The organism is Bacillus cereus (assembly GCF_002577405.1).
GTDB classification, from domain to species: Bacteria; Bacillota; Bacilli; order Bacillales; family Bacillaceae_G; genus Bacillus_A; species Bacillus_A cereus_AU.
The window spans coordinates 1-22,403 of sequence record NZ_NULR01000001.1 but is presented as its reverse complement, the minus strand read 5'-3'; the positions used below and the strand labels follow the sequence as shown (position 1 = coordinate 22,403).

The following is a 22,403-nucleotide window of genomic DNA, read 5'->3' as shown; positions in this document are numbered from 1 at the left end:
TCGAATAAGAAGCATGCTTTAGATGATGTAAAAGCATGCTTCTTGTATTTTGTTAATTAATCTTATTTCTGAACGACAAAAGTAATCGCATTTGTCTTTAATTGAATGTGTTTTTCATTACGAACTATATCATATGCTAATTCTTTTATTTCCATTTTTATTTCTTTCCATCCCTTATAAATACTTTTTAGTATATATATCATTTCTTCAGTAGGGAGATTAATTTCAATTAAAGCATCCAATTCTTCATTTGTCTTTAAATCAATTTCTTGTATGTTAGAGTTAATAATTAAACAATTGATACCACCATTTTTTGTTCCTTCTTTCATAGAATGGAGCACGTTTTTTAAATCTTCTTCTGATTTGATATGTTCTAAACTAGATACTGCAACGATATAATCATACGTGTCAGAGGTAATGTGATAATTTTCAATTGCAGCTTGTTCTGTATTTATTATTTCAAATACTCCATGTTCTTTGCTATAAACATGTAAATTTGTTAAAGCTGAATAAAGTAAGTCAACACATGTAACAGTACCGCTAGCGTTTTTTAGCTTTTGTGCAATTGGAATGCTATTTCTTCCGACGCCGGATCCAAGGTCAAGTACTTGTAAATTGTTTTGCCCTTCAAAGTAGTCCATTAAGTCCATAACCGTTTTAACCGGTTTGTTAAGCCAAGATCCAGTTTCAAATAGTTTATATTGTTCATAGCAAAGATCGTGATATTTCTTTTCTTCTTGTCTTATGTATTCGATACGATTCATATTGTTTCAGCTCCAATATTTTTATTGCAAAATGAATAGGTAGGACAACCTTTAACATTTGTTTGAATTCGAAAGATACCACCAGCATGTGGATACTTCTTTAATTCGTCATCCGTCATTCTTGTTCTGGCTGTTGTAACATATAAATCTGTTAAATTAGGCCCGCCAAATGTACACGACGTTACATATAACGCTGGAATCGGAATACTCAATATTTGTTCGCCAGTTAAAGGATTCCATCTAGTAATCTTTGAACCTCCCCAATGCGCAATCCATAAACAACCTTCTTCATCAATTGTCATACCATCAGGTAAACCTTCATTCTCAGAGAAAAGGATTACATCGCTTGGATTGCAAATTTCTCCAGTACTTATTTCATAATGAAAACGAACTACTTTTTTAGTAGGTGTATCAATAAAGTAAAAGTATGTATGATCAGGTGACCAAGCAATTCCATTTGATGTATTTACATGTGAAACTTTTTTCTCTACGCTCCAATTATTATTTAAACAATACAAGGAACCTGCAGCATTAATACCGTATGTATCTGTAGTGCCTGCCCAGAAACGACCAGCTGGATCACATTTTCCATCATTAAAACGATTTTCAACTAAGTGTGGTTCGGGGTCAAAAATATGTGTCAGTTTTTCGGTATTTAGATTAAGAGAATAAAAGCCGCTTTCCATTGCTAAAAGTACTACATCCTCTAAATATGGTACAACACAGCCAATTTGCTGATCGAGGGCGATTACTCTGTTCGTATTATTAGCAGGATTATAAATGCATAATTTTTTCTCCATAATATCAACCCAGTATAAGAGCTGTTCCTTTTCATTCCAACATGGTCCTTCAGCTAAACTAGCTTTAGCAGCTAAAACTAATTCTATATTACTGAACAAGATGTTCACCTCATTTTATAAGTTACTTATATAATTCGATCAGAATAGAGGTAAACCTTTAGTGAGAGAATATTAAGATTTGTAAGGTAGAAAACCGACCTTCTCGAATTATTAAAAAAAGTGTATAAACACGGAGAGGAAAATGCATATGATGTTTTATGAGATTGTTTGCCTTTCGTCTAAAAATATATTCCGTGTATACGAGGGAAGTGAAGAATATAAGCGATTTAAAGAGAAACCGAAAGGGATATATTGCTGTGATGAATGTAGCCACAAAATTCAATTAGAAATGATAAAACATTTTTTAGATAGCTATATATTTTCGTTCGGAAAAGTTTGACAATAAAAGCATTATAAATTATCATATAAAAAAACTAACATTTAAAATGGCATTGAAGAGAAGAGTAGTTAAGAACGAATACGTACAGAGAGCTCTAGTAGCTGAGAAAGAGCGGTATACATCTTAATGAAAAAAGACTTGGAGCTGCGCAAGGAACTAATTTATTTAGGGATGGTGCGACGGGATCTCCCGTTATAGAGATAGGGTATAAGCATATTTTGTCGTACCTGAAGAGGTTAATGCGGTGACGTATTAACAAACTGAGGTGGTACCGCGAAGCTAATAACTCTCGTCCTCAAGATGAATAATCTTGGGGGTGGGAGTTTTTTTATTGCATAAAACTGAAAATGTGAAAACAAAAAACAATTGAGGTGAGTAAAATATGCATTGGGCGTATGAAGTAGCACATGAATTAATTAGGAAACATCCAAACAAAGAAACTTTTGTTTGTGCATCTGGAATTAGTCCATCAGGTTCTGTTCATATTGGGAACTTCCGTGAAATCGTAACGACTTATTTCGTTGTAAGGGCTCTTCAAGATTTAGGGAAAAAGACTCGTTTCATTTTTTCATGGGATGATTACGACAGGTTTAGAAAAGTTCCTAAAAATATTGATCCATCTTTTGCAAAGTATATTGGTATGCCATACTGTGATATTCCAGATCCATTTGGTTGTCATAACTCGTATGCAGAGCATTTTGAAAAAGAGTTTGAAAAATCGCTCCAAGCATTTGGAATTGAAGTAGAATTCATTTATCAACATGCTGAATATAGAAGCGGAAGGTATAACGGAAACATAGTAGATGCTTTGGATAAAAGAAAAGAAATATATGATATTTTCATGGGTTTTAAAACTGGAGAGTGTAGTGAAGAAGAGCGAGAGAGCTTTTATCCAGCTACATTGTATTGTGAGAAATGCGGGAAAGATACAACAAATATTTCACATTTTGATGAAGTATTAAAAAAAGTTCGGTATGACTGTAAGTGCGGAAATGAAAATGAATTATCGGTATTAAATACAAATAAAATGAAACTGAATTGGAAAATCGATTGGCCAATGAGATGGATGACAGAGGATGTTATTTTTGAACCGGGCGGAAGAGATCATTCATCGGAAACAGGTAGTTATAATGTATCAAAAGAAATTGCAAGGGAAATATTCAATCGTGAAGCGCCTCATTACGTTGCTTATGATTTTATTAGTATTAAAGGTAATCATGAAAAAATGTCAAGTTCTTCAGGAAATAGTATTACACCTAGCGACTTATTAAAAGTGTATTTACCAGAAGTAATTCTTTTTATGTTTGCAAAATATAGGCCAGGTGCAGCTTTTCATATCGGTCTTGATGAAGATGTGATTCGCAATTATACAGAGTATGAACGATTGAAGGACAGTTATAAAAATAAAACGCTGAAAAATGAAGATTTATTTGATGCAATTAAACTTTCTAGAGTCGATAGCGGATTTAAAGAATATCCGAAATTTAATCAAGTAGCAGGAACGTTACCATTATTAAATTTTGATTCATCTATTTTACAAGGTATATTAGAGAAAATAGATAGGAGCTATGCATTACCTGAAATGATAGCGATAAGTAATCGTGCAGAGTATTGGATAAGAAACTTTCAATCTGAAAAATTGATTACGGTAAATCAAGAGAGAAATACAGAGTTTTACAACTCATTAGAGGAAAGGCAGAAAAAATGGCTAGTAGAAGTTTGTAAAATACTTCGTTCTAATAAAGATTATGCTAACTTAATGGAACAATTGTATCCGATTTGCCATCATGAAAATAAAAAAATAATGAAAGAAAATCAAAAACAATTGTTTACTATTATATATAAGCTCATTTTGAATCAATCAAATGGCCCTCGTATACCATTATTAATACATGTGGTAGGTATCGAAAAATTCGTCACATTATTAGATTTCTAAAATACAGCAAATAACCAACGCAAGTAATTAAATGAATAAATACTTACGTTGGTTATTTTGGCTATCGAGTATACATTTTCGGACATTCATCACCTTTTGGTTCATAAAAACAATGGCTTTTAAATTGTCCTACAAACGGCTGATTATACCACTGGGGCGGGCAAGCCCCGACTGGACGGAAATACCAAAGAGCCCACCTTGCCGGCCAGCGCCATTCACCTTGTAAAACTTTTCTTGCGATTTCTTTTTCTGATTCACGGGCACGTTGATAAAAGTATCCGTATTGAACCGCTTCGAATCCACCAGGGCTTTGATATACAGCATCAGGTACGGTACGGAGTTGTTTAAAATCTAAGCAATCACAAAATACACGGTTTACTACAACACATCCAACAAGTTGTTCGCCTTGCCGACCTTCGCCTTCAGCCTCAGCACGAATTAAACGAGCTAGTAAATCAACATCACTTTCGTTGTATGGAATAAGGGGCATAGTGATACCACCTTTCTATAACTGTTATAGTAAAGAGTGTATGTTTCAAAATGAGCTAAGTGCTTTTTTACATGCAAATATCATTAAAATTTCAAGAGGAGCTTGTATGAAAAAGCTAATTAGTAATAGTAGATTAATATGAAAAGGGAGAGATATTATGTATTAAATTCATAAAAACCATATTATTTACGCAATGTCACCAGAAAATAAGCCATGTATTCTTTATTAGTTGTTAATGATAAATTTATATAAAAATTATATAAGGAGAAGTATATAGAAGGTTACATATAGGGAAATCTAAAGTCAGTAGTACACCAAATGTTGTTTGTGCTTAACGAAATCAAGTGTAGAAATGATAAATAGACCTAAAAGAAAGCAATCTTTATACAGCACATATAATTGCATTTACTCATACAGTACTATTATGGTACAATATGGTTACTAATGACGGAAAGGAATGATGGGTGGACGATGATTAACTAATCTTATTTTTAAATGTTGAAATTAAATAAATTTCAATTTATAAAAAATAGGATTAGTCTGCCCAATTCCAAACAACGGTGTTGCTATTTGTTTTGCGTAATAGCTTATTTGGGTATAAATAATGTAACGACTAATCCTGCCAAAATTACTTTGGGAGGATTTTTTTGTTCTCCCTTAATGAAAGGGAAGGTAATATGAAAGAACTTTTAAAATTAAATGATGTTTATGTTGAAATAAAGGAAAATACTTTGCTAGAGAAAATGAATGTGACAGTAAAACAAGGGGATGTTATCGGATTAATTGGTAAAAATGGTGCTGGTAAATCAACGTTGCTTCAATTAATAAATGGGAAGATTGAAGCATCGAAAGGGCTTGTTGAATGGCAGCAAATGAATATGACAACGGCATATGTTGAACAAGAAATAGAATCTTTTATTAGTAGTGATATGATTGCAAAAGAAGCAGAACTTCTTGCGAAATGGGGAGTGCCAACGAACGATTTTCTTACTTTAAGTGGTGGTGAAAAGCTGAAAGTCCGACTTGCAAAAGGATTTGCTGAAAACCCTAATGTCTTAATATTAGACGAACCGACTAATCATTTGGATGAGATGAGTACGGAATTTCTTATTAAACAGATAAAAAATATGAAAGGTACAGTTATCGTTGTATCGCATGATCGATATTTTTTAGATGTTGTCGCAACAAAAATATGGTCAATTGAGGATAAGAAATTAATTGAGCATAGTGGTAATTATACGAGTTATATGAAAGCACGTGAGCAAAAAAGAAAGACGCAGCAGCGTGAATATGAAAAACAACAAAAAAAGATAGAAGAAGTAGAAGCAAATATAAAAGAATTAAGTTCATGGTCACAAAAGGCACACGCGCAGTCAACAAAACAAGAAGGAGTTAAAGAATTTTATCGTGTAAAAGCGAAGCGAATGGATGCGCAAGTTAAGTCAAAACGAAAGCGTCTCGAAAAAGAGCTTGAGAAAACGAAAGTAGAGCGTGTGAAAGAAGAGTATTCAGTTGAGTTCTCTATTCAAGCGAATAAAAAAGTAGGAAAACGCTTTTTAGAAGTGAAACAATTGAGGAAAGAATTTAATGGACGAACATTATTTGAAAACGTTAATTTTACAATCCAACACGGTGAGAAAGTTGCGATTATTGGACCAAACGGTAGCGGGAAAACAACATTATTGAAGATGATTATGGAAACGGAAACCGTTCAAGGAGAAATGTGGATTTCACCATCTGCAAACATCGGTTATTTAACACAAGAAGTATTTGATTTACCACTGGATAAAACACCAGAAGATTTGTTTTTTAAAGAGACATTTGAGGAAAGAGGAAAAGTCCAAAATCTAATGAAACATTTAGGATTCCAAGCTTTTCAATGGAAAGAGCCGATTGAGCATATGAGCATGGGAGAACGAGTGAAGTGTAAGTTAATGGCTTATATTTTAGATGAAAAAGATGTACTTATTTTAGATGAACCGACGAATCACCTTGATCTTCCTTCACGTGAACAGCTTGAAAATACATTAGCCGAGTATAATGGAACACTAGTTATAGTTTCTCATGATCGATATTTTCTGGAGAAAACAACTAATACGAAATTAGTGTTTTCAAATAACACGATACTAAAGCAGCTAGAAGAGTCTACTAAAACAAGAGATGACATTGAAGAGCTACGTTTAACGTTAGAAACAGAGAGACAAGAAGTATTGGGTAAATTAAGCTTTTTAACTTCTAAGGACAAAGGGTATAAAGAACTTGATGAACGATTTATAGAACTTACGAAGCAGATAAAAGAGCTTTAATGTAATTATGGGTACCTCTAGCTAGGAGGTATCTATAATTATTTTCAATTTCAAACATAATTAAGGGGGATTATTATGGGAGAAGAAAGTTTGACTAAGTTATTTAGAATAGATTGTGGAGATATTTACTTACAAGAGTTTACCATCAAAGATGCGGAGAGTATTTATAAAATATCAAATCAACCAGAGATAGAAAAGTATTTGCCAGACTGGAAATCAACAAAAGAACAACGAGTTAATTGGGTTGCAAATTATGAAATACCAGCAAATAAAGCATTTCTTGACGCCGTCAAAACCACATCTAACATAGATGGCTATTTTTTAAAGCTAGGAATATTTATGAAAAATACAAATGAATTTATTGGATGGTGCTGTACAAGTATGAAGGAAGAACTTCCGTCACCAAACCGAGAAATTATGTATGCCGTTTCAAATAAATATCAAAATAATGGTTACGCTACAATAGCGACTAAAGGAATGATTGACTATTTGTTTGAATATACAAATATAGATATCATTAACGCAATTGCTTTAATTCATAACGTATCATCAAATAAAGTTATTGAAAAATGCGGGTTTACTTATTTGAGTCAACAGACGATAGAAAACGAACTATACAATCATTATATATTGAGTAAATCAGAATGGATAAAGTGAAGGCTAATAATCAGTGGGGGACTATCCCCACTGATTATTAGCCTTCACCAATTGGGTATTTACGGGAAGTTATCTCCCAGCTAAATTCCTCGCATTTGCTGAATTTTTAGCTGGGAGTCTTACTGTCCGTTAATACGGAATAAAAAGTATCGCTCTTTAAAAGGAATTGTAATGCAATGAAGTATGTAAAAAAGCTTAGAGCCTAAAACTCTAAGCTTTTTTACATACTATTTTAGTAATTATTATTTGTTATTTTTAATCTGTATGTTTCCTCATTACCATAACAGAAAATGATAAAGCCCCTCGATGGAATTCAAGGGCGCTTTATATTATATTGAAAGAGGGATTTGGTAGAAAAATATGGGGGGATATTATGAAAATTCAAATTGTATTATCAGGATATGGAACAGTAGGAAGAGAGTTTATAAAATTATTAAATGAAAAGTATTTATATATAAATGAAACATATGGAATAGATTTAGTTGTAAGTGGCGTATTAGGTAGAAATGTTGCAATACATAATGAGGAAGGTTTGTCTATTCATCATTTATTGATGTATGGTGACGGTACTGCTGCGATTGAAAAATATATAGAGCATCATCCGAAAGAACGTGCAACAAATAGCATAAGTGGTTCTGTATTGGTAGAATCAACTGTTACAAATCTTAAAGATGGAAATCCAGGGAAGCAATATATAAAACAAGCAATTAAGAAAAATATGGATATAGTTGCAATTTCAAAAGGAGCACTTGTTACAAACTGGAGAGAAATAAAGGAAGCAGCAAAGCAGGCGAATGTACGAATTCGATATAGTGGTGCAACTGCCGCAGCACTACCGACATTAGATATTGGACAATTTAGTTTAGCTGGTTGCAATATTGAAAAAATAGAAGGAGTTTTAAACGGGACGACTAATTATATTCTTACAAAAATGTATGAAGCAGATATGACATTTGAAGAGGCTTTACAAGAAGCGCAAAATAAAGGGATTGCTGAGACGAACCCAACATTAGATATAAGTGGTTCCGATAGTGCATGTAAATTGTTACTTTTGACAAACAGTTTAATGAGAGTAGAGAATACGCTTACAGATATACATGTAAAAGGAATCGAAAACGTTACAAAACAACAAATACGAAATGCTAAGGAACAAAATAAATTTATTAAATTAATTGCATCAGCGTATAAAGATAAGGATGGAAATGTGAACCTTAATGTTGAACCGTATGAAATAGAAAAGGAACACCCACTGGCAAAAGTAAATGGGACAGAAAAGGGAATAACGTTTTTTACAGATACGATGGGGCAAGTTACTACAATTGGTGGAGCATCTAATCCACGCGGAGCTGCAGCGGCTGCTTTAAAAGATGTAATTAACTTATACCGAAAAGATTTGTCCCGCTATTTATGAGCAGACCGGTTAGTGGGGGGATATCCCCCACTAATTAAAGTTTCACTTTATAAGACCATACCGCCCATTATAAAAAATACATATGTAGTGGACCTTTTGAGAATGAAATAAATATGCAAAAATAATTGCAGGGGGTAAGGAATTGTTTAAGGATTTTAAAGTTGTAAAAGATCGTCCCGTTTATATTCAATTAAAGGATTATTTGAAAAAGATGATTATGAAAGGGCATTTGTTAGAGAACCAAAAAATCCCATCAACAAGGGAACTGAGTGAATTATTATCAGTGAGCAGAAATACAGTACTCTCTGCTTATGCGGATTTAGAACAAGAAGGGCTCATTTATGCAGTTAAAGGAAAAGGGAACTTTGTTGCGAAGGTGGATATTTCTAACACTTCGTCTGTTGAAATAGATTGGAAAAATAAACTTAATACAGTTACCGCATTAGCGGATGAATTAGATTTAATGAAACATGGAGTTCGCTGGGAAAAAGGAATGATTGTTTTTAATAGTATAGCCCCGGACGAAAAGCTATTTGATGTTGAAAATTTCAAAAGAGCTTTTCTTACTCGTATGTCCATTGAAGGGGATATCGTATTGAATTACGGATATGCAAAAGGTTATCGACCTTTAATGAATTATCTACTTCATTACATGGAAATGAAAGGTGTAGATATTTCGAACAAAGATATTTTAATTACAAATGGATTTACAGAAGGATTAGATATTGTACTATCTTCTTTATCGAAGAAATCAGGGCGTGTTATTTGTGAGAATCCAACTCACCATGCTGCACTAAAGCTTTTTCGCTTACATGGACTTGAAGTTCATGGGATTAATATGAATGAGGATGGTATTGATACGAATGAAGTAGAAAAGAGTTTACGTGAAAAGGATTTTGATTTTGCTTATTTAATTCCTTCTTATCATAATCCAACCGGTATAGTTACGAGTTCGGAGAAAAGAACGGAACTGATGAGATTATTTTCAAAATATAAGATTCCGATTATAGAAGATGGGTTTAATGAAGAATTACGTTATTCAGGCTCACATTTAGCACCATTATTAACTTTTGCTGGGGCTGGTAATAATGTAATTTATATTAGTAGCTTTTCAAAGGTACTTTTCCCTGGTTTACGAGTTGGTTGGATCATTGCAGATAAAGAACTGATACATTATTTAGAAAGTGTAAAAAGAGCAAGAACGATTCATACTTCTACGTTAGATCAAGCTGTTCTGTATCAATATTTACATGAAGGGTATTTTGAAAAATATTTAAAAAAAGCAAGATCTGTTTATAAGAAAAAATATGAGTTAGCTGTTGAGGCATGTAATCAGTACATTCCGTTTAAAAGAATGACTGGAGATGGTGGACTTCATTTATTTATAGAGTTAGAAGAAAAAATTAATGCCCGCACACTTTTACAAAAGTGTTATGAGAAAGGCGTAACGTTTTCTCCTGGAGATGTTTTTTATTCTGATGGAGGGGGAGCGAATACATTCAGATTAGGCTTTTCACGTTTGAAAGAAAAGGAAATAGTTAGCGGGATTCACATAATTGGTGATACACTAAAAAATGAAATTTGGAGATGAGAAAATGAGAATTGGCGTTATTATGGGAGGAGTATCCTCTGAAAAACAAGTTTCAATTATGACTGGGAATGAAATGATTGCACATTTAGATAAAAGTAAGTATGAAATCGTTCCAATTACATTAAATGAAAAAATGGATTTAATTGAAAAAGCGAAAGACATTGATTTTGCGCTGCTCGCATTACACGGAAAATACGGAGAAGATGGGACAGTTCAAGGAACGCTTGAGAGTTTAGGTATTCCTTATAGCGGTAGCAATATGTTGTCTAGCGGTATTTGTATGGACAAAAATCTTTCAAAAAAGATTTTGCGCTATGAAGGAGTAGAAACACCCGATTGGATTGAACTTACAAAAATGGAGGACCTAAATCTTGAAGAGTTAGAGAAGTTAGGATTTCCGTTAGTGGTAAAACCTAACTCTGGCGGCTCGAGTGTTGGGGTAAAGATCGTCAAGGATAAAAATGAATTAATTACAATGCTGGAAACTGTATTTGAATGGGATTCAGAAGTAGTAATTGAGAAGTATATAAAAGGCGAAGAGATTACATGTTCCATTTTTGATGGGCAACAGTTACCTATTATTTCAATTCGACATGCAGCCGAGTTTTTTGACTACAATGCAAAATATGATGATGTTAGTACAATTGAAGAAGTTATAGAACTTCCAGCTGAAATACAAGAACGTGTAAATAAAGCGTCACTGGCTTGTTATAAAGCATTAAAATGTAGTGTTTACGCAAGGGTTGATATGATGGTGAAGGACGGAATTCCATATGTAATGGAGATTAATACATTACCAGGGATGACGAAATCAAGTTTATTACCAAAAAGTGCAGAGGCTGCGGGGATTAATTATAGTAAACTATTAGATATGATAATTGAAACTTCATTAAAAGTAAGGAAAGAAGAAGGTTTTTAAAATAATTGTGTAATTAAAACTTTTGATAGTTCCGCGAAGTATGCTATGATAATTACAATACGATAACTAAATATTTATCCACTAGGGGGGCCTTTTATAGGCTGAGATCAAATGAAATTTTGAGACTCTTAGTACCTGATCTGGTTAATACCAGCGTAGGGAAGTGGGAAAGACGTTGCTATTTAATGAATAAATACTGTCAATTTCACTTTCTTTACGCCTGTAAAGAAAGTTTTTTTGTTTTATAGATTTAATAATTGTGGATAAATACGTATGTTTTATAAATTATTGGAGGGATTTAAATGACTTTTTCACAATCATTACGTAAAGAAGTAGATTCAATTTGGGAAGCTAGTTTTAATCATCCTTTTGTAAAAAAACTTGGCGAAGGAACGTTAGATTTAGCTAGTTTTCGCTATTATGTGCTTCAAGATTCATATTATTTGAGTCATTTTGCTAGAGTACAAACTTTAGGAGCTGCAAAAGCGCTTGAATTAGAAACGACTGCCCGTATGGCGCACCATGCTCAAAATACGTATGAGGCGGAATTATCATTACATGAGAATTTTGCCAAAAAGCTAGGGATTACAAAAGAAGAAAAAGATCATTTTATTCCTGCGCCAACTGCATATGCGTATACTTCACATATGTATCGTGCTGCATATGAAGGACATTTAGGGGATATTATTGCAGCTATTTTACCTTGCTACTGGTTATATTATGAAATTGGTGAACGTTTAAAAGTGTGTCAACCTGAAGAGCCAATTTATCAAGAATGGATTTCTGCTTATGGATCTGATTGGTTCCGTACGTTAGTTGAGGAACAAATCGCTCGGTTAGATGCTATAGCTGAGACAGTAACAGAGGCAGATCGTAATCGTATGAAACAACATTTTATTATTAGTAGTCAATATGAATATTCATTTTGGGATATGGCTTATACATTAGAAAAGTGGCCAGTGAATACTGATGTAAAAGATGTAATTGGATAAAGAGTAGAGGTATTGCTATACATAGGTATAGACAATACCTTTTTTTATAGTTTTTTGATGATCAAGACAAATGAAAAAAGTAAGAATTATATGGAAAAATTAAGGTTATTAACATTGTTGTATTCATTTGCAAAATCAAATGGTTCGATTTCAAAGGTAACAATTACGTCGGTAAGGGTAGCTATAACTTGATCAATATCGTTTTGTATAGCTCGAAATGCAGATTCTATTGTGTTTGGCCCAGTCTATCCCGTGATTCCGGTAGGCCCAGTATCGCCAGTCGGTCCAGTGTTGCCAGTGGACCTGGTAACACCTGGGGGTTACATAGGTGGGAGTGTAGGTCCGATTGAACCTGGATTTAATGTAGCGGAGGATAAAAACTTGTCCAATATAATTCACCTCTGAAAAATTCGTGTTACTAATAGTAAAGGCCATGATAGAGCAAAGCGAAATGGACAAGCGATTGTATATGTGGAATTTAATAAAATAGTGATTTTAAAAAGACTACTACCTTAGTTTCTTATGTGAGTAGTAAAGTGACTTCCATTATTCGTGGTTTAAATGAAGTGGTATTGGTTTTAACTCGACTTCAAATAATTCACTTTCAAGTTCATTAAGTGCAAACATTGATACAGGGTATGAAGATGTATTAGACAAAACTTGTGATGAAATAGGTTCTCCTGATGATGAGAAAAATGTAACCAACACTTTTGAAAGTGGAGGGACCATAATGATTACACGGTCAGTTTTTTGTAACGTATTAACCAACTCCAAAATTATATAGTTTTATAAGAATTTAAAACTATATTCGATAAATATGCAGATATTTTTATTAATGCTTTTCCATTAGTGAATTGAGAAAATTAATATTCATTGTAAACAATCTAAGAGCACACATATATGCGTGCTCTTAGATTAGAAAGATAGTTTTCTATGAGTGGGGACCTCATAAAATATCATATGCTTGTCCGATTTAAATGTGTGTCAAATTTATAAAAATATATTTTGGCATGTATAAGAAAAATTAAATGTTAATTGGCTAGCTTTGTGTTTTTATTAACGAATTTGTGCAACCGTTAAAATTGCAGAACGAATGTCTACTGTACCAATTACTTCAACAGGTACAATTTGAATTAAATCACCAGGGTTTAAGTTAATTAGAATGAGGGTAAGTATTAGTAAAAAACTTATTTAACATTTGGTACTTTAATTTAGTTGGAGTATGATGAGGTTGTTCTACTTTACATAGTTTATTGTTTCCTTCCCCGGCCAAATGGTGGGGCTTTTTTAATTCTATTAAAAGTAGTAACAGCTCGTCCAAACTTTTTAAATCTATCTTACATAGTATGTAGTAATAAGTTTGAAAGGAGATGTTAGTATGTCCTATTACTATTGTGAACACTGTAAGGATTACAAAAAGAAATATCATGATTGTTGTAAAAGTAGTAAGTGTTATAACGAATATGATGGATATTTTAAAAAATGTGATAAAAAGCATGAGGAAAAACCTTGGATTCATGTGAAAGTGGATTGTTGTGATGATAAAGGGGACAAACTTGTAAGAGCGTCTGCTTTTAGAGCTATAAAAGCAGGGAACCAAAATGTTCCAGCTGATACTTTTGTTAAAGTATTATTCCAAAATGAACAATTTGATTTAGCGAATGAGTATAATCCAGCTACATCAATTTTTATTCCAAAGACAAGAGGCGTTTATTCTGTTATTGGAACGATTGCTTTTATTCCGAATAACATAAACGTAAATTATAGAGCGCGGGTAGAAATTCGTGTTAATGGAAATCCAGCAATTGCAATAGATAATGATTTTTTTGGTCCAATAAACTTTGCCAATGTCGTTGCTGTTTCATCAATCATTCAGTTGAATGCAGGGGATTTAGTCGAGGTTTTTGCACAAAGTAGCGTAGCTGGAGTTATTTCTAATGTAGAAAATAGTACGCATTTTGAAGCTGCAAGATTTCCGTCTCCAAAAGCATAAGTGATATGTGAAATTTCATCAGTAATTTTTTCTAAGGACATTCCCTAATTTATATTTGACCTGCATTTATGCAGGTCTTTTTTTGAGAAAAGGGGACGTTTCCGGGGATTTCTCAAAATAGAATCAATATTACGCTATACCTATACAGTTCTTTGAAAAAAGAATAATGTGTGGATAACGTATCTATGCGCTCATAATCGATGATCGTAGCCCCTCTTATGTAGGGAAAATGAAACAACAATGGAAGCAAGCTGGTGTTTGAAAAGGACTAACTATTTGTAGTTTAAATAAGCATTAATTAATTATACAAACAAAAAAGAGCCCTTTGTATAGGTGACATGATAGGGCGTGCGTAATGATCAAGATAATTACTTGCCGCATTTTAAATAAAGGCCCTTTTCGTATAGATTGTTGTTTTTTTTACGATGAAAATAAGACCTTAGATTAAATCCAGGTCTTAAGTATTTATGAAAGCTTTCTTCGTATGGCGATATTAATCTTCAACACGATTTCCAAGTCCAAACGATAACCTAAATAAATGCACAAGGTAGAATCCGAAAATCAGCTTTATAAATATTTACTAAAATTCTATTTTTTGTGCACATTACTATTTAGAATATTTCTGCATTTTCTAATATTTCGTTTGATTTGCTGATTTTCAAAAAAATAAACCTCTGTACCTGCCCAAATAAAAACCCAACACACAATGCTTAATACTCCTGCAACATAGGCATGAGTGCTTGAAAGTTTCAAGAATATTAACCCAACAATAATACCAAGCACAAACAAAACAATAGCCTTTTTGACATTTCTCGCATATGTATATTCCTCTTCGTTCAAGAGGTTAGAAAAAGTGTTAAATGTGGCAGTCTTCAATGACTTTTCGTCAAAATCATTCTGACCTGAAAAAAATATTTCTACTTCTTTTCTTTTGCCACTGTGCAGCTTTGACAAAATAAAATCTTCAAGGTCAGAGCTTAGGTGAACATCATCTGAGCTATAATATCTTGAAAACGGAGTATCAGTTTCATCTAAATAGATATTTATACTTAATTCATCTTTCATGTTAACCCTCCTTTAAACCCAATTCATTAGTTGAAAGTCAACCTTTTATCAGTATGGTCAAGATAGCAACAATTCTTACGAAAACAGCGTAAATAAAAAAACAGAACAGAATCCTTATTTAAACATAAAGGAGCGCTTCCAATGCGCTCTCTGACCAAAATTAATATTGAAAAAGAATACCACATGTTATCGTATATATGCTTCTTAGGGTTGTGTGGATTTAATACAAAATCTTTATTTGAGAAGGAAGAGAACTAAATGGAAAAATTGATCTATGATTTTGAGTTAATGATACAAGATGGTGATTTTAAAGTAGGAGATGAAATTTATGCTCCTAATGATAGAAAAGCGGAAGTACTATCAATTAAATCAATTAAATTCTTGGGTTGGAAAGTAAAGATTAAAGGAAAAGACAAGTTAAAAAGGCTATAACAAAAACGCTATTTGAATAAAGGCTAGTGGGCCAGTTTTTAACCCTCACTGAAATTAAGAATCGTAACATACTTTGTAATAACTTATATGGAAGTGAGTTGAATAATAGTGTTTTATTCATATTTTGATACCCGAGCTAGAATGCGTCCGTATGGTACGGCGGGTATTACGTATAGCGGAGCACAAAGTGCAATTCAGGCTGTTCAACAAGCGTTACAAGTACAGCAGCAAATGCAGCAAGGTATACAACCGTACTATTCATCTACGGAATATTATTACCCAATGCATCATATTACCCCATACGGAATTTCTTTTGCAACGGTTCCATATGGAACTGTATACAATTTATAAAAATATACGGGGGGATAAATTTGAGTATTTAATTAAGGGAGCAAGCATTGTGCGTCCGGATGAAAAATCAAGAAGAACTGGCTCAAGCTGGGGGCATCGTTCTTTTTCCTAAAATGAAAGGTGACGATAAGAATCATGAGATACGTTTTAAACAAATTGAACGGACGAAAGATCAGCGACAGATTATTGAGTTAAAGTATTTAGGGAATGAGAAGGTGAAAGATTCCTATGTTTATAACGAGTTAATGATGAGACGTGATAATTTTTATGAGGATAAAAAAGTAGCTATCCGTTTGATAGCTACTGCTTTAGGGATTATATGAACGTGGTTTTATTCTTGTGAAAATGAAATTATGTCTTTTTGTGCCGTTGAGATAGATTTTTATATGATACGTGTAAATCATCTTACTCGCTGGCAGGGCTTATTTGTTTAAAATAGATCGCTGAATTTGCAGTTTACACAATTAAGATGCATTTTAATTTTTATCGAACTAAAATCATTATTTGATTTGGTCCTGTACGTTTCATAACACGATATCCGTTAGTTGATGCTGTAGCGATTCCCTCATCATTGGATTTGCAATAATTGCCTACTTGACAAGTACCATCATCACGAACAAGTAGTTTCCCGACCAATCCTACAGCTATCCATTCAGGTCTAGCCAGTCGTGAGCTACAAGAGATATTAGGGTCCCATGCTGGATTGAGTTTTTTCTTTGTTTCTATGCGTTCGGGCATAATTACATTTCCTTCATTATCTTTTATGGCTTCTACGACAACCTCTTCGTATATTTCTCGATTCCATTCATCTAGCAAATATTTAGAACATGTAGGATCTTGAGTATCCGCTAAAATTCCAGGGCGAGAACTTGTAATTCCTACGATATAATCATCATTTGTATTGGCTTTTCTTACTTTATCACTTGCGCCGTCAAAAGTAACAAAATATCCAACGTCAATTGGTTGACCATCAATTGTTTCAAACATTTCAGCATAGTCGCAAGCTCCAGCAGAAGTTATATAGGAGCTAGCTGTTACGGTACTATCGAAACAAGCAGATCCATTACTTAAAATTTTCGCAACTACACCAGTGATATCACATGGAGCTGCTCCATTGACTAGATACCATGAGTAAGGAGGGTCTACTGCGGGATTAGGTCCGCCATTTTGACCCATAACATGAACACCAGTTAACCCATTTGCACATGTTCTAAATCCTTCTGTGTGGGAAAGAGCCCCATCGGCAAGCGTGAGATTCCCTTCGGCATGGGAGGCAAATTCACTTGCTGTTGTTGCAATTCCTTCCGCGTGGGAAACGATCCCACTTGCTTCCGTATTATTTCCTTCCGCATGGGAGAAAAGACCACTTGCAATTGTTCCAAGCCCTTCGGCATGGGAGGCAAATTCACTTGCTATGGTGCCAGCTCCTTCAGCATGGGAGCTAGCACCACTTGCTAGGTTGGGAGTAAAATTTCCAGAAAGTGGATCCGCACCACCGCCTTCTACGTGAGCGGCTCTACCACTAGCAGTGTTACCTTCACCTTCTGCATGAGAAAAATCACCACTAGCTGTTGTGCCACTTCCTTCTGAGTGAGAGGCAATGGCATTAGCAAGTGTTTGGCTTCCTTCAGAATGAGAACAGTCGCCATTAGCGACCGAACAACATCCTTCCGCATGAGAACAATTTCCGTTTGCTTCTGTTCCACATCCTTCAGCGTGAGAGCAATCTCCATTTGCAGTGGTACCACATCCTTCAGCAAATGAACAATTTCCATTCTCTACTGGACTCCCTTCAAAGGAACATTCGCCAATACTGCCAGATACATCACAAATGAGTGGTGGGGCAGGAGGTCCTGTAGGCCCGGTAATGCCGGTAGGTCCAGTGTCGCCAGTTGGACCTGTTGGTAGTTGGAATGGTGGAATGGGTGGTAATGTAGGCCCAATAAGATTCGGATCAAATGCGGCAGCAGATAATTGTTGATTAGACGTTAATTCGTTATTATCTTTTTTATTTGACACATCTTCACCTCCAAGAAATTACTAATCATATCTAATGAATGCGCAAATAAAGGGGAATATGAATAGATACTAAAGAGTTAGTGGGAAAGGAAAAAAGGTTACTTTTTTAACAATGAATATTGTAAATCAATTTACTGTCTATAATGATATTGAGAATCTGTGTAAGATCTTAAATGTTGAGATGGCAGATACAAATAATACTGAAAGGCCGGATAAAATTTCTAATTTAACACGAAAGACAAATATGTAATTGTAAAATAGAGGTTTTATCGACAAATAAGGAGATAAAATGGGGGGGTTCAAAACAGAAACAATATTACGCTATACCTATACAGTTCTTTGAAAAAAGAATAATGTGTGGATAACGTATCTATGCGCTCATAATCGATGATCATAGCCCTTTTATCAAAACGTTACTCGGTCGGAATGGACGGAGAATCAAAAGGACGAAAAGACCAATTACATGTATATATTAAGCCGCGATGTGTGAGTGTCGTGGCTTTTGTGTTCCTTATTGAGATTAGTATTCCGGTGCTACTTTCAAAGATCCTTATTGGGAAATTGCTTACTACGATGACGAGGGGAATGTAGTGCGAAGCTACCAGAACGGCAAGTTATCTAATATCGAATTCAAACCAACTTTACAGAAAGTAAATCTTAAACCTGATGGTAAGAAAGAAATCGTTTTGGAAGTAACGGATAGCTCATTAAACGGAAAATTAGATGCACTTTCTGAAATGATTGATATTAAAGTAGCTGTTTCGTTAGAGTTTCTTATCGTGAATTATAATGTGCTACTAAATGCAAAAATAAACAAACCATTAACGGAATATGAAGTGGATGACAAAGACGTTGTGCAAGAAGTGAAACAAGCGTATGAGCAAATGGAAGCTGATTTTGATATCCCATAAGAAAAAATCCAAACATGCGAAGAAAAAGAGCAAACGGATCGTGATATTGTTGATGCATTTATTATCAGTGGTTTAGCGCCAAGTTTTGAGGGAATACCAAATAAATTACCCGAAATCGTGAAGCGCCGTCTTGAAGGTGAGTCTTACTTGAAACTTGCAAATGAATTGGATATGTCATCCGGGCAAATTATTGAAGTGATTGATGAGTACCGTAAGCGTGTCGCTCCATTAGCGATTAAGTGGCACGAATGGAAAGAGAAGAAACCGGATGTAGCAGAGCAGCCAAAGGCAGAAGAGAAACCCAAGGAAGATAATGTTGAAGAATAAGATGAGCTTAGCACGACTCTGCTAAGCTCATAAAAGAATTAGGATGCTTTGTCATAGGTCCTTTTCTTAGAAGAGGAATCATCTGTAAATTGTGATAATGCCATTATGCCGAAGAATGATACGCAAAATCCCATGTAATAACTAATTGAAGCTTTAAAGAATAAAAGTTTGTAGAAAAATACTATTAGTGCTGCGAACATTGCAAGAAATGCTATTACAAAGCTAGCAAAAATTACTACAAGATGTAGAACTAGTTTAAGCCAAAAGTTGATATTAAGCATGGATACGTATAAGCGTAAGGAATCATATAAATCCCAACCACCTACAAATAGACTCTTAATAGATTTACCCCATAAGGTAGTTCCATTTTGAAGGCCATCGACGAAGTTTAGGTTATCTTTTATTACGACATCCTTGGAATCTTCAAATTTGTATTCTACCCACAAAATTTTGTAGCTTTTGTCAGTATTAGGGCTTAAATGGTATTGGGAAAAAAACATGCCATAAATAATTATTACGCCTACAAATAAAGAAATAAAATTTTTCATAAAGTTACACCTCCTTAAATTTAAATATAACTATTTTTGGATGTTATTACTAGTTTTTTTATTAGGTTGGTAGTATGACAATTTCGTTGTACTACCTGCCTTTCAATCTCATATGGGGTGATGGATTGAATAAACAGAAGAAACGGCAAATAAGAGCGGAAATTTTAGCGCTTTTAGATAACAACTGTGAAGGATGTATGGATGGATGTTCCAAAAGGTGCTAGTGAAGATGTACGCATTAAATATTGTCATCGACATTGTTCTGTTGGGAGAAGGTTAAAAAACTTAGGTGAAAGCCTAAACAAGGGGAGAAATGAGGAAATGGCTGAACAAAGAAACTGGGATCAGATTTGTGCGACTGCTGAAAAGTTACGTGCTTCTACTGAAAAGAAATAGACTTGGGGAAATATCGCGGCAGAGTTTGGCGTTACAGAAGGGAATTTATATTACCACATTTCTAAAAGACGCGAAGAAAAACAACCATCTAGTAAGCGTGTAGGCACATCTAAGAACCCTCAGAACACAAAACAATCACCACAACCTCAAAACAGTGAGAAAACGAAATCTGAACCGCCAAAATTAAAACCTATAGTAACTGAACAAATCGAGAAAGTAGAAGCGTTAGATACTTTTTGGAAAGAGCGATTAAATACAATTTTTAATGTGGGAAATCAAAAGGAGTGGGGAAAATGGCTGAGACTGTTGATGTGAAAGGGATGTCGGATAGTGAATTTGTGAAGAAGTACGAACAGTTTTTACACTTTTTCATTCAATGTAGATACGGCAGTAAGTTAGATTCAATTAAAAGTGATACAGGGCTTGAAATTGAGGATTTAGTACAGTGCGGCATGATTGCACTTATAAAGGCGAGAGATCAGTTCAAACCGGAATTAGGGTTTAAGTTCCTTACTTTTGCTACGCCAAAAATAATCGGGGAAATTGGTCACGAAATTTATAAAACGCAAAAGGTGAAAATTGAAAGACAGTATATTATGCCAAGGGGAAGATTTTGAAAAATAAATTTGGCGAAGAATCAGTGGAACATATAAGCGAAGTATTAGAAATAAAACCGAAACTCGTTGGAATCGCTAAAGATTATCAACCAGGAGCGCTTTCTCTAGATAAGATTATTTACTCTTCGGGAAGCGGTGAAGGTGAGGATATTACTTTTAAAAAAATGTTAGAAGATGAAAATGAAAATATCGAAGACGAAGTTGAAAAGAAAATGTTAGTCAATTCCTTTGTCCAGACATTGCAAGATAAAGAAATGATTGTATGGGATATGCACTCGACAGGTTCGAGACAAGAAAACATCGGTAAGCGAATCGGAAAATCGCAGGTGTAAGTGAGCCGCATATTAAAACGAATAAACGAAAGAGCTGTCGCTTTCGGGAAAAGTCAGGGGGTGGCAAAGTGATTGTAACTGCATTAGGAATATATTTAATGCCCGGTTCGTTTTACAGCTATTGGTGTAGAAATAAGGGGCTGGATCAAGTGATTGAAAAAGTACCAGCTCCACCTGCTGCTGTGATAGCGCTATTTATTCTCTTTTGGGCACCGATATTGCCGCTAGATGTATATTACCGCTTTCTCGGGAAGAAGAAATAAAAAAATGCTAGGATTGCTCCTAGCACTCAAAAAAGGACTTAGAATGATGAAAAGTAAGACAGAACCCTTATTTTCTGTATCAGCTGACACCTTACACCTTACAAGTTGATTATATAACGCGGGAGAAACAAATAGTGTGAATGACAGCAATCTTAACAAGTGTTTTACGTAACATTCATCTATTTTAAGTTTTTGATAAATAATCAAATTTGAATTTTGTTAAGAAATAACTACACTTTTTGCTATTCAATTTACCTCGAGGCTTTACATTCATATGGTAAGTGATATAGGAGAGTAGACAAATAATTTTGTTTTATTAAGAAGTTGGGGAAGGAAATCTTGCTGCTTCAAAGTGAACAAAAAATGAACCTAGACCGGTAGCGGTATTCTGAATTGGGGTATTTGCTGCGAAAATTTCCACAGGAACTCCAGCCTGTAATTGAAGGATGGCAGAAACTGTAAGTACAAGTATACGTGAGGAAGTTGCCGGAAAAAATCCTGTTTCTACAGCTCTTGTAACTCCACCCACTTGAATTTCTAAGCTCGTAGAATTAGGAAGATTTTGCATAGCGATAGTAGCTTGAATAAGATAAACTCCACCTTGAGCTGGGATAAATGTAGAGGTAATTGGATTATATTCATTGTTTAAATCATATTCTACTTGTGGAAATAGAACCTTTATAGGGACTCCATCACTTATAAGCTGTGATTGGTTGTTAAAAGCTCTAAATGCTGATTGTAGCCCAGTAGGTCCGGTCGGTCCAGTATTGCCAGTCGGTCCAGTGTCTCCAGTTGGTCCAGTATTGCCGGTTGGTCCAGTGTCTCCGGTTGGTCCAGTATTGCC

General features: G+C 34.5%; 23 protein-coding genes, 2 pseudogenes, 1 riboswitch and 1 other annotated feature. Of the genes and pseudogenes, 17 read left to right on the top strand and 8 right to left on the bottom strand.

Annotated elements, in window-relative coordinates; all coding sequences use genetic code 11:
• Positions 1–62: 62 nt before the first annotated feature.
• Together COC96_RS00130 and COC96_RS00125 are read right to left on the bottom strand one after the other, a co-directional pair.
• On the bottom strand, positions 63–764 hold the full coding sequence (locus COC96_RS00130) for a class I SAM-dependent methyltransferase (protein ID WP_098266886.1): 702 nt from the start codon (positions 762–764) through the stop codon (positions 63–65).
• Complete coding sequence (locus COC96_RS00125; protein ID WP_098768075.1) at positions 761–1,663, bottom strand: SMP-30/gluconolactonase/LRE family protein; 903 nt, start codon at positions 1,661–1,663, stop codon at positions 761–763. The genes COC96_RS00130 and COC96_RS00125 overlap by 4 nt, the downstream gene beginning before the upstream one ends.
• Positions 1,664–1,805: 142 nt before the next feature.
• On the opposite strand from COC96_RS00125, the gene COC96_RS00120 reads away from it, so the two are divergent.
• Entirely contained in the window at positions 1,806–2,003 is a 198-nt protein-coding gene (locus COC96_RS00120) for a DUF2197 domain-containing protein (protein ID WP_098266888.1), read from the top strand.
• 43 nt (positions 2,004–2,046) lie between these two features.
• Positions 2,047–2,303 (top strand) — a binding site (T-box leader).
• Positions 2,304–2,385: 82 nt separating this feature from the next.
• A complete protein-coding gene (lysS, locus tag COC96_RS00115) occupies positions 2,386–3,939 on the top strand; it encodes a lysine--tRNA ligase (RefSeq protein ID WP_098266889.1) in 1,554 nt (517 codons plus the stop codon).
• A 61-nt stretch (positions 3,940–4,000) separates the two neighbouring features.
• Here the strand turns inward: lysS and COC96_RS00110 are convergent, their stop codons facing one another.
• Positions 4,001–4,429, bottom strand: a complete 429-nt coding sequence (locus COC96_RS00110) for a cell wall hydrolase (protein ID WP_088229171.1) — start codon at positions 4,427–4,429, stop codon at positions 4,001–4,003.
• A 677-nt stretch (positions 4,430–5,106) separates the two neighbouring features.
• On the opposite strand from COC96_RS00110, the gene abc-f reads away from it, so the two are divergent.
• From abc-f to tenA, 6 genes are all read left to right on the top strand, one after another.
• The gene (gene abc-f / locus COC96_RS00100) at positions 5,107–6,735 is read left to right on the top strand and encodes a ribosomal protection-like ABC-F family protein (protein WP_098768276.1); all 1,629 of its coding nucleotides are present in this window, start codon (positions 5,107–5,109) and stop codon (positions 6,733–6,735) included.
• Positions 6,736–6,810: 75 nt separating this feature from the next.
• Complete coding sequence (locus tag COC96_RS00095) at positions 6,811–7,392, top strand: GNAT family N-acetyltransferase (RefSeq protein WP_098266891.1); 582 nt, start codon at positions 6,811–6,813, stop codon at positions 7,390–7,392.
• 373 nt (positions 7,393–7,765) lie between these two features.
• Entirely contained in the window at positions 7,766–8,803 is a 1,038-nt protein-coding gene (locus COC96_RS00090) for a homoserine dehydrogenase (RefSeq protein ID WP_186305832.1), read from the top strand.
• Positions 8,804–8,945: 142 nt separating this feature from the next.
• Complete coding sequence (gene pdxR / locus COC96_RS00085; protein ID WP_098266893.1) at positions 8,946–10,394, top strand: MocR-like pyridoxine biosynthesis transcription factor PdxR; 1,449 nt, start codon at positions 8,946–8,948, stop codon at positions 10,392–10,394.
• A 4-nt stretch (positions 10,395–10,398) separates the two neighbouring features.
• Entirely contained in the window at positions 10,399–11,313 is a 915-nt protein-coding gene (locus COC96_RS00080) for a D-alanine--D-alanine ligase (protein WP_098266951.1), read from the top strand.
• Between the two features lie 73 nt (positions 11,314–11,386).
• Positions 11,387–11,492, top strand: a riboswitch (TPP riboswitch).
• Between the two features lie 123 nt (positions 11,493–11,615).
• Positions 11,616–12,305, top strand: a complete 690-nt coding sequence (gene tenA, locus COC96_RS00075; protein ID WP_098266894.1) for a thiaminase II — start codon at positions 11,616–11,618, stop codon at positions 12,303–12,305.
• 320 nt (positions 12,306–12,625) lie between these two features.
• Here tenA and COC96_RS00070 read toward each other — a convergent pair whose 3' ends face one another.
• A complete protein-coding gene (locus COC96_RS00070; RefSeq protein WP_098266952.1) occupies positions 12,626–12,694 on the bottom strand; it encodes an exosporium leader peptide-containing protein in 69 nt (22 codons plus the stop codon).
• Positions 12,695–13,683: 989 nt separating this feature from the next.
• Here COC96_RS00070 and COC96_RS00055 point away from each other — a divergent pair.
• Complete coding sequence (locus tag COC96_RS00055) at positions 13,684–14,298, top strand: ABC transporter permease (RefSeq protein ID WP_098768073.1); 615 nt, start codon at positions 13,684–13,686, stop codon at positions 14,296–14,298.
• Positions 14,299–14,886: 588 nt separating this feature from the next.
• Here COC96_RS00055 and COC96_RS00050 read toward each other — a convergent pair.
• On the bottom strand, positions 14,887–15,363 hold the full coding sequence (locus tag COC96_RS00050) for a hypothetical protein (protein WP_098266897.1): 477 nt from the start codon (positions 15,361–15,363) through the stop codon (positions 14,887–14,889).
• 258 nt (positions 15,364–15,621) lie between these two features.
• Between COC96_RS00050 and COC96_RS27410 the strand changes: the two genes are divergently transcribed.
• From COC96_RS27410 to COC96_RS00040, 3 genes are all read left to right on the top strand, one after another.
• Positions 15,622–15,795, top strand: a complete 174-nt coding sequence (locus tag COC96_RS27410; protein ID WP_176538762.1) for a hypothetical protein — start codon at positions 15,622–15,624, stop codon at positions 15,793–15,795.
• Positions 15,796–15,903: 108 nt separating this feature from the next.
• On the top strand, positions 15,904–16,146 hold the full coding sequence (locus COC96_RS00045) for a DUF3947 family protein (protein WP_098266898.1): 243 nt from the start codon (positions 15,904–15,906) through the stop codon (positions 16,144–16,146).
• A gap of 59 nt (positions 16,147–16,205) precedes the next feature.
• A complete protein-coding gene (locus tag COC96_RS00040; protein WP_098266953.1) occupies positions 16,206–16,469 on the top strand; it encodes an ArpU family transcriptional regulator in 264 nt (87 codons plus the stop codon).
• A 160-nt stretch (positions 16,470–16,629) separates the two neighbouring features.
• On the opposite strand, the gene COC96_RS28315 is transcribed toward COC96_RS00040, so the two are convergent.
• On the bottom strand, positions 16,630–18,165 hold the full coding sequence (locus COC96_RS28315) for a peptidase G2 autoproteolytic cleavage domain-containing protein (protein WP_098266899.1): 1,536 nt from the start codon (positions 18,163–18,165) through the stop codon (positions 16,630–16,632).
• A gap of 590 nt (positions 18,166–18,755) precedes the next feature.
• Here COC96_RS28315 and COC96_RS28310 point away from each other — a divergent pair.
• Positions 18,756–19,403: pseudogene (locus COC96_RS28310) on the top strand (2-methylcitrate dehydratase).
• Between the two features lie 38 nt (positions 19,404–19,441).
• On the opposite strand, the gene COC96_RS00025 reads toward COC96_RS28310, so the two are convergent.
• Complete coding sequence (locus COC96_RS00025; protein WP_098768072.1) at positions 19,442–19,951, bottom strand: hypothetical protein; 510 nt, start codon at positions 19,949–19,951, stop codon at positions 19,442–19,444.
• Positions 19,952–20,152: 201 nt separating this feature from the next.
• Here COC96_RS00025 and COC96_RS27790 point away from each other — a divergent pair, with 201 nt between their 5' ends.
• The 4 genes from COC96_RS27790 to COC96_RS00010 all read left to right on the top strand — a co-directional run bounded on the left by COC96_RS27790 (position 20,153) and on the right by COC96_RS00010 (position 21,559).
• Entirely contained in the window at positions 20,153–20,347 is a 195-nt protein-coding gene (locus tag COC96_RS27790) for a zinc-finger domain-containing protein (RefSeq protein ID WP_225316030.1), read from the top strand.
• A gap of 293 nt (positions 20,348–20,640) precedes the next feature.
• Entirely contained in the window at positions 20,641–20,964 is a 324-nt protein-coding gene (locus COC96_RS27785) for a sigma-70 family RNA polymerase sigma factor (RefSeq protein ID WP_144492157.1), read from the top strand.
• Positions 20,961–21,296, top strand: coding sequence for a hypothetical protein (locus tag COC96_RS27780; RefSeq protein ID WP_255287912.1), 336 nt, complete (start codon positions 20,961–20,963; stop codon positions 21,294–21,296). The genes COC96_RS27785 and COC96_RS27780 overlap by 4 nt, the downstream gene beginning before the upstream one ends.
• A 68-nt stretch (positions 21,297–21,364) precedes the next feature.
• Entirely contained in the window at positions 21,365–21,559 is a 195-nt protein-coding gene (locus COC96_RS00010; protein ID WP_098266901.1) for a hypothetical protein, read from the top strand.
• A 316-nt stretch (positions 21,560–21,875) separates the two neighbouring features.
• Here the strand turns inward: COC96_RS00010 and COC96_RS27405 are convergent.
• Positions 21,876–22,403: pseudogene (locus COC96_RS27405) on the bottom strand (hypothetical protein); the annotation flags it as partial.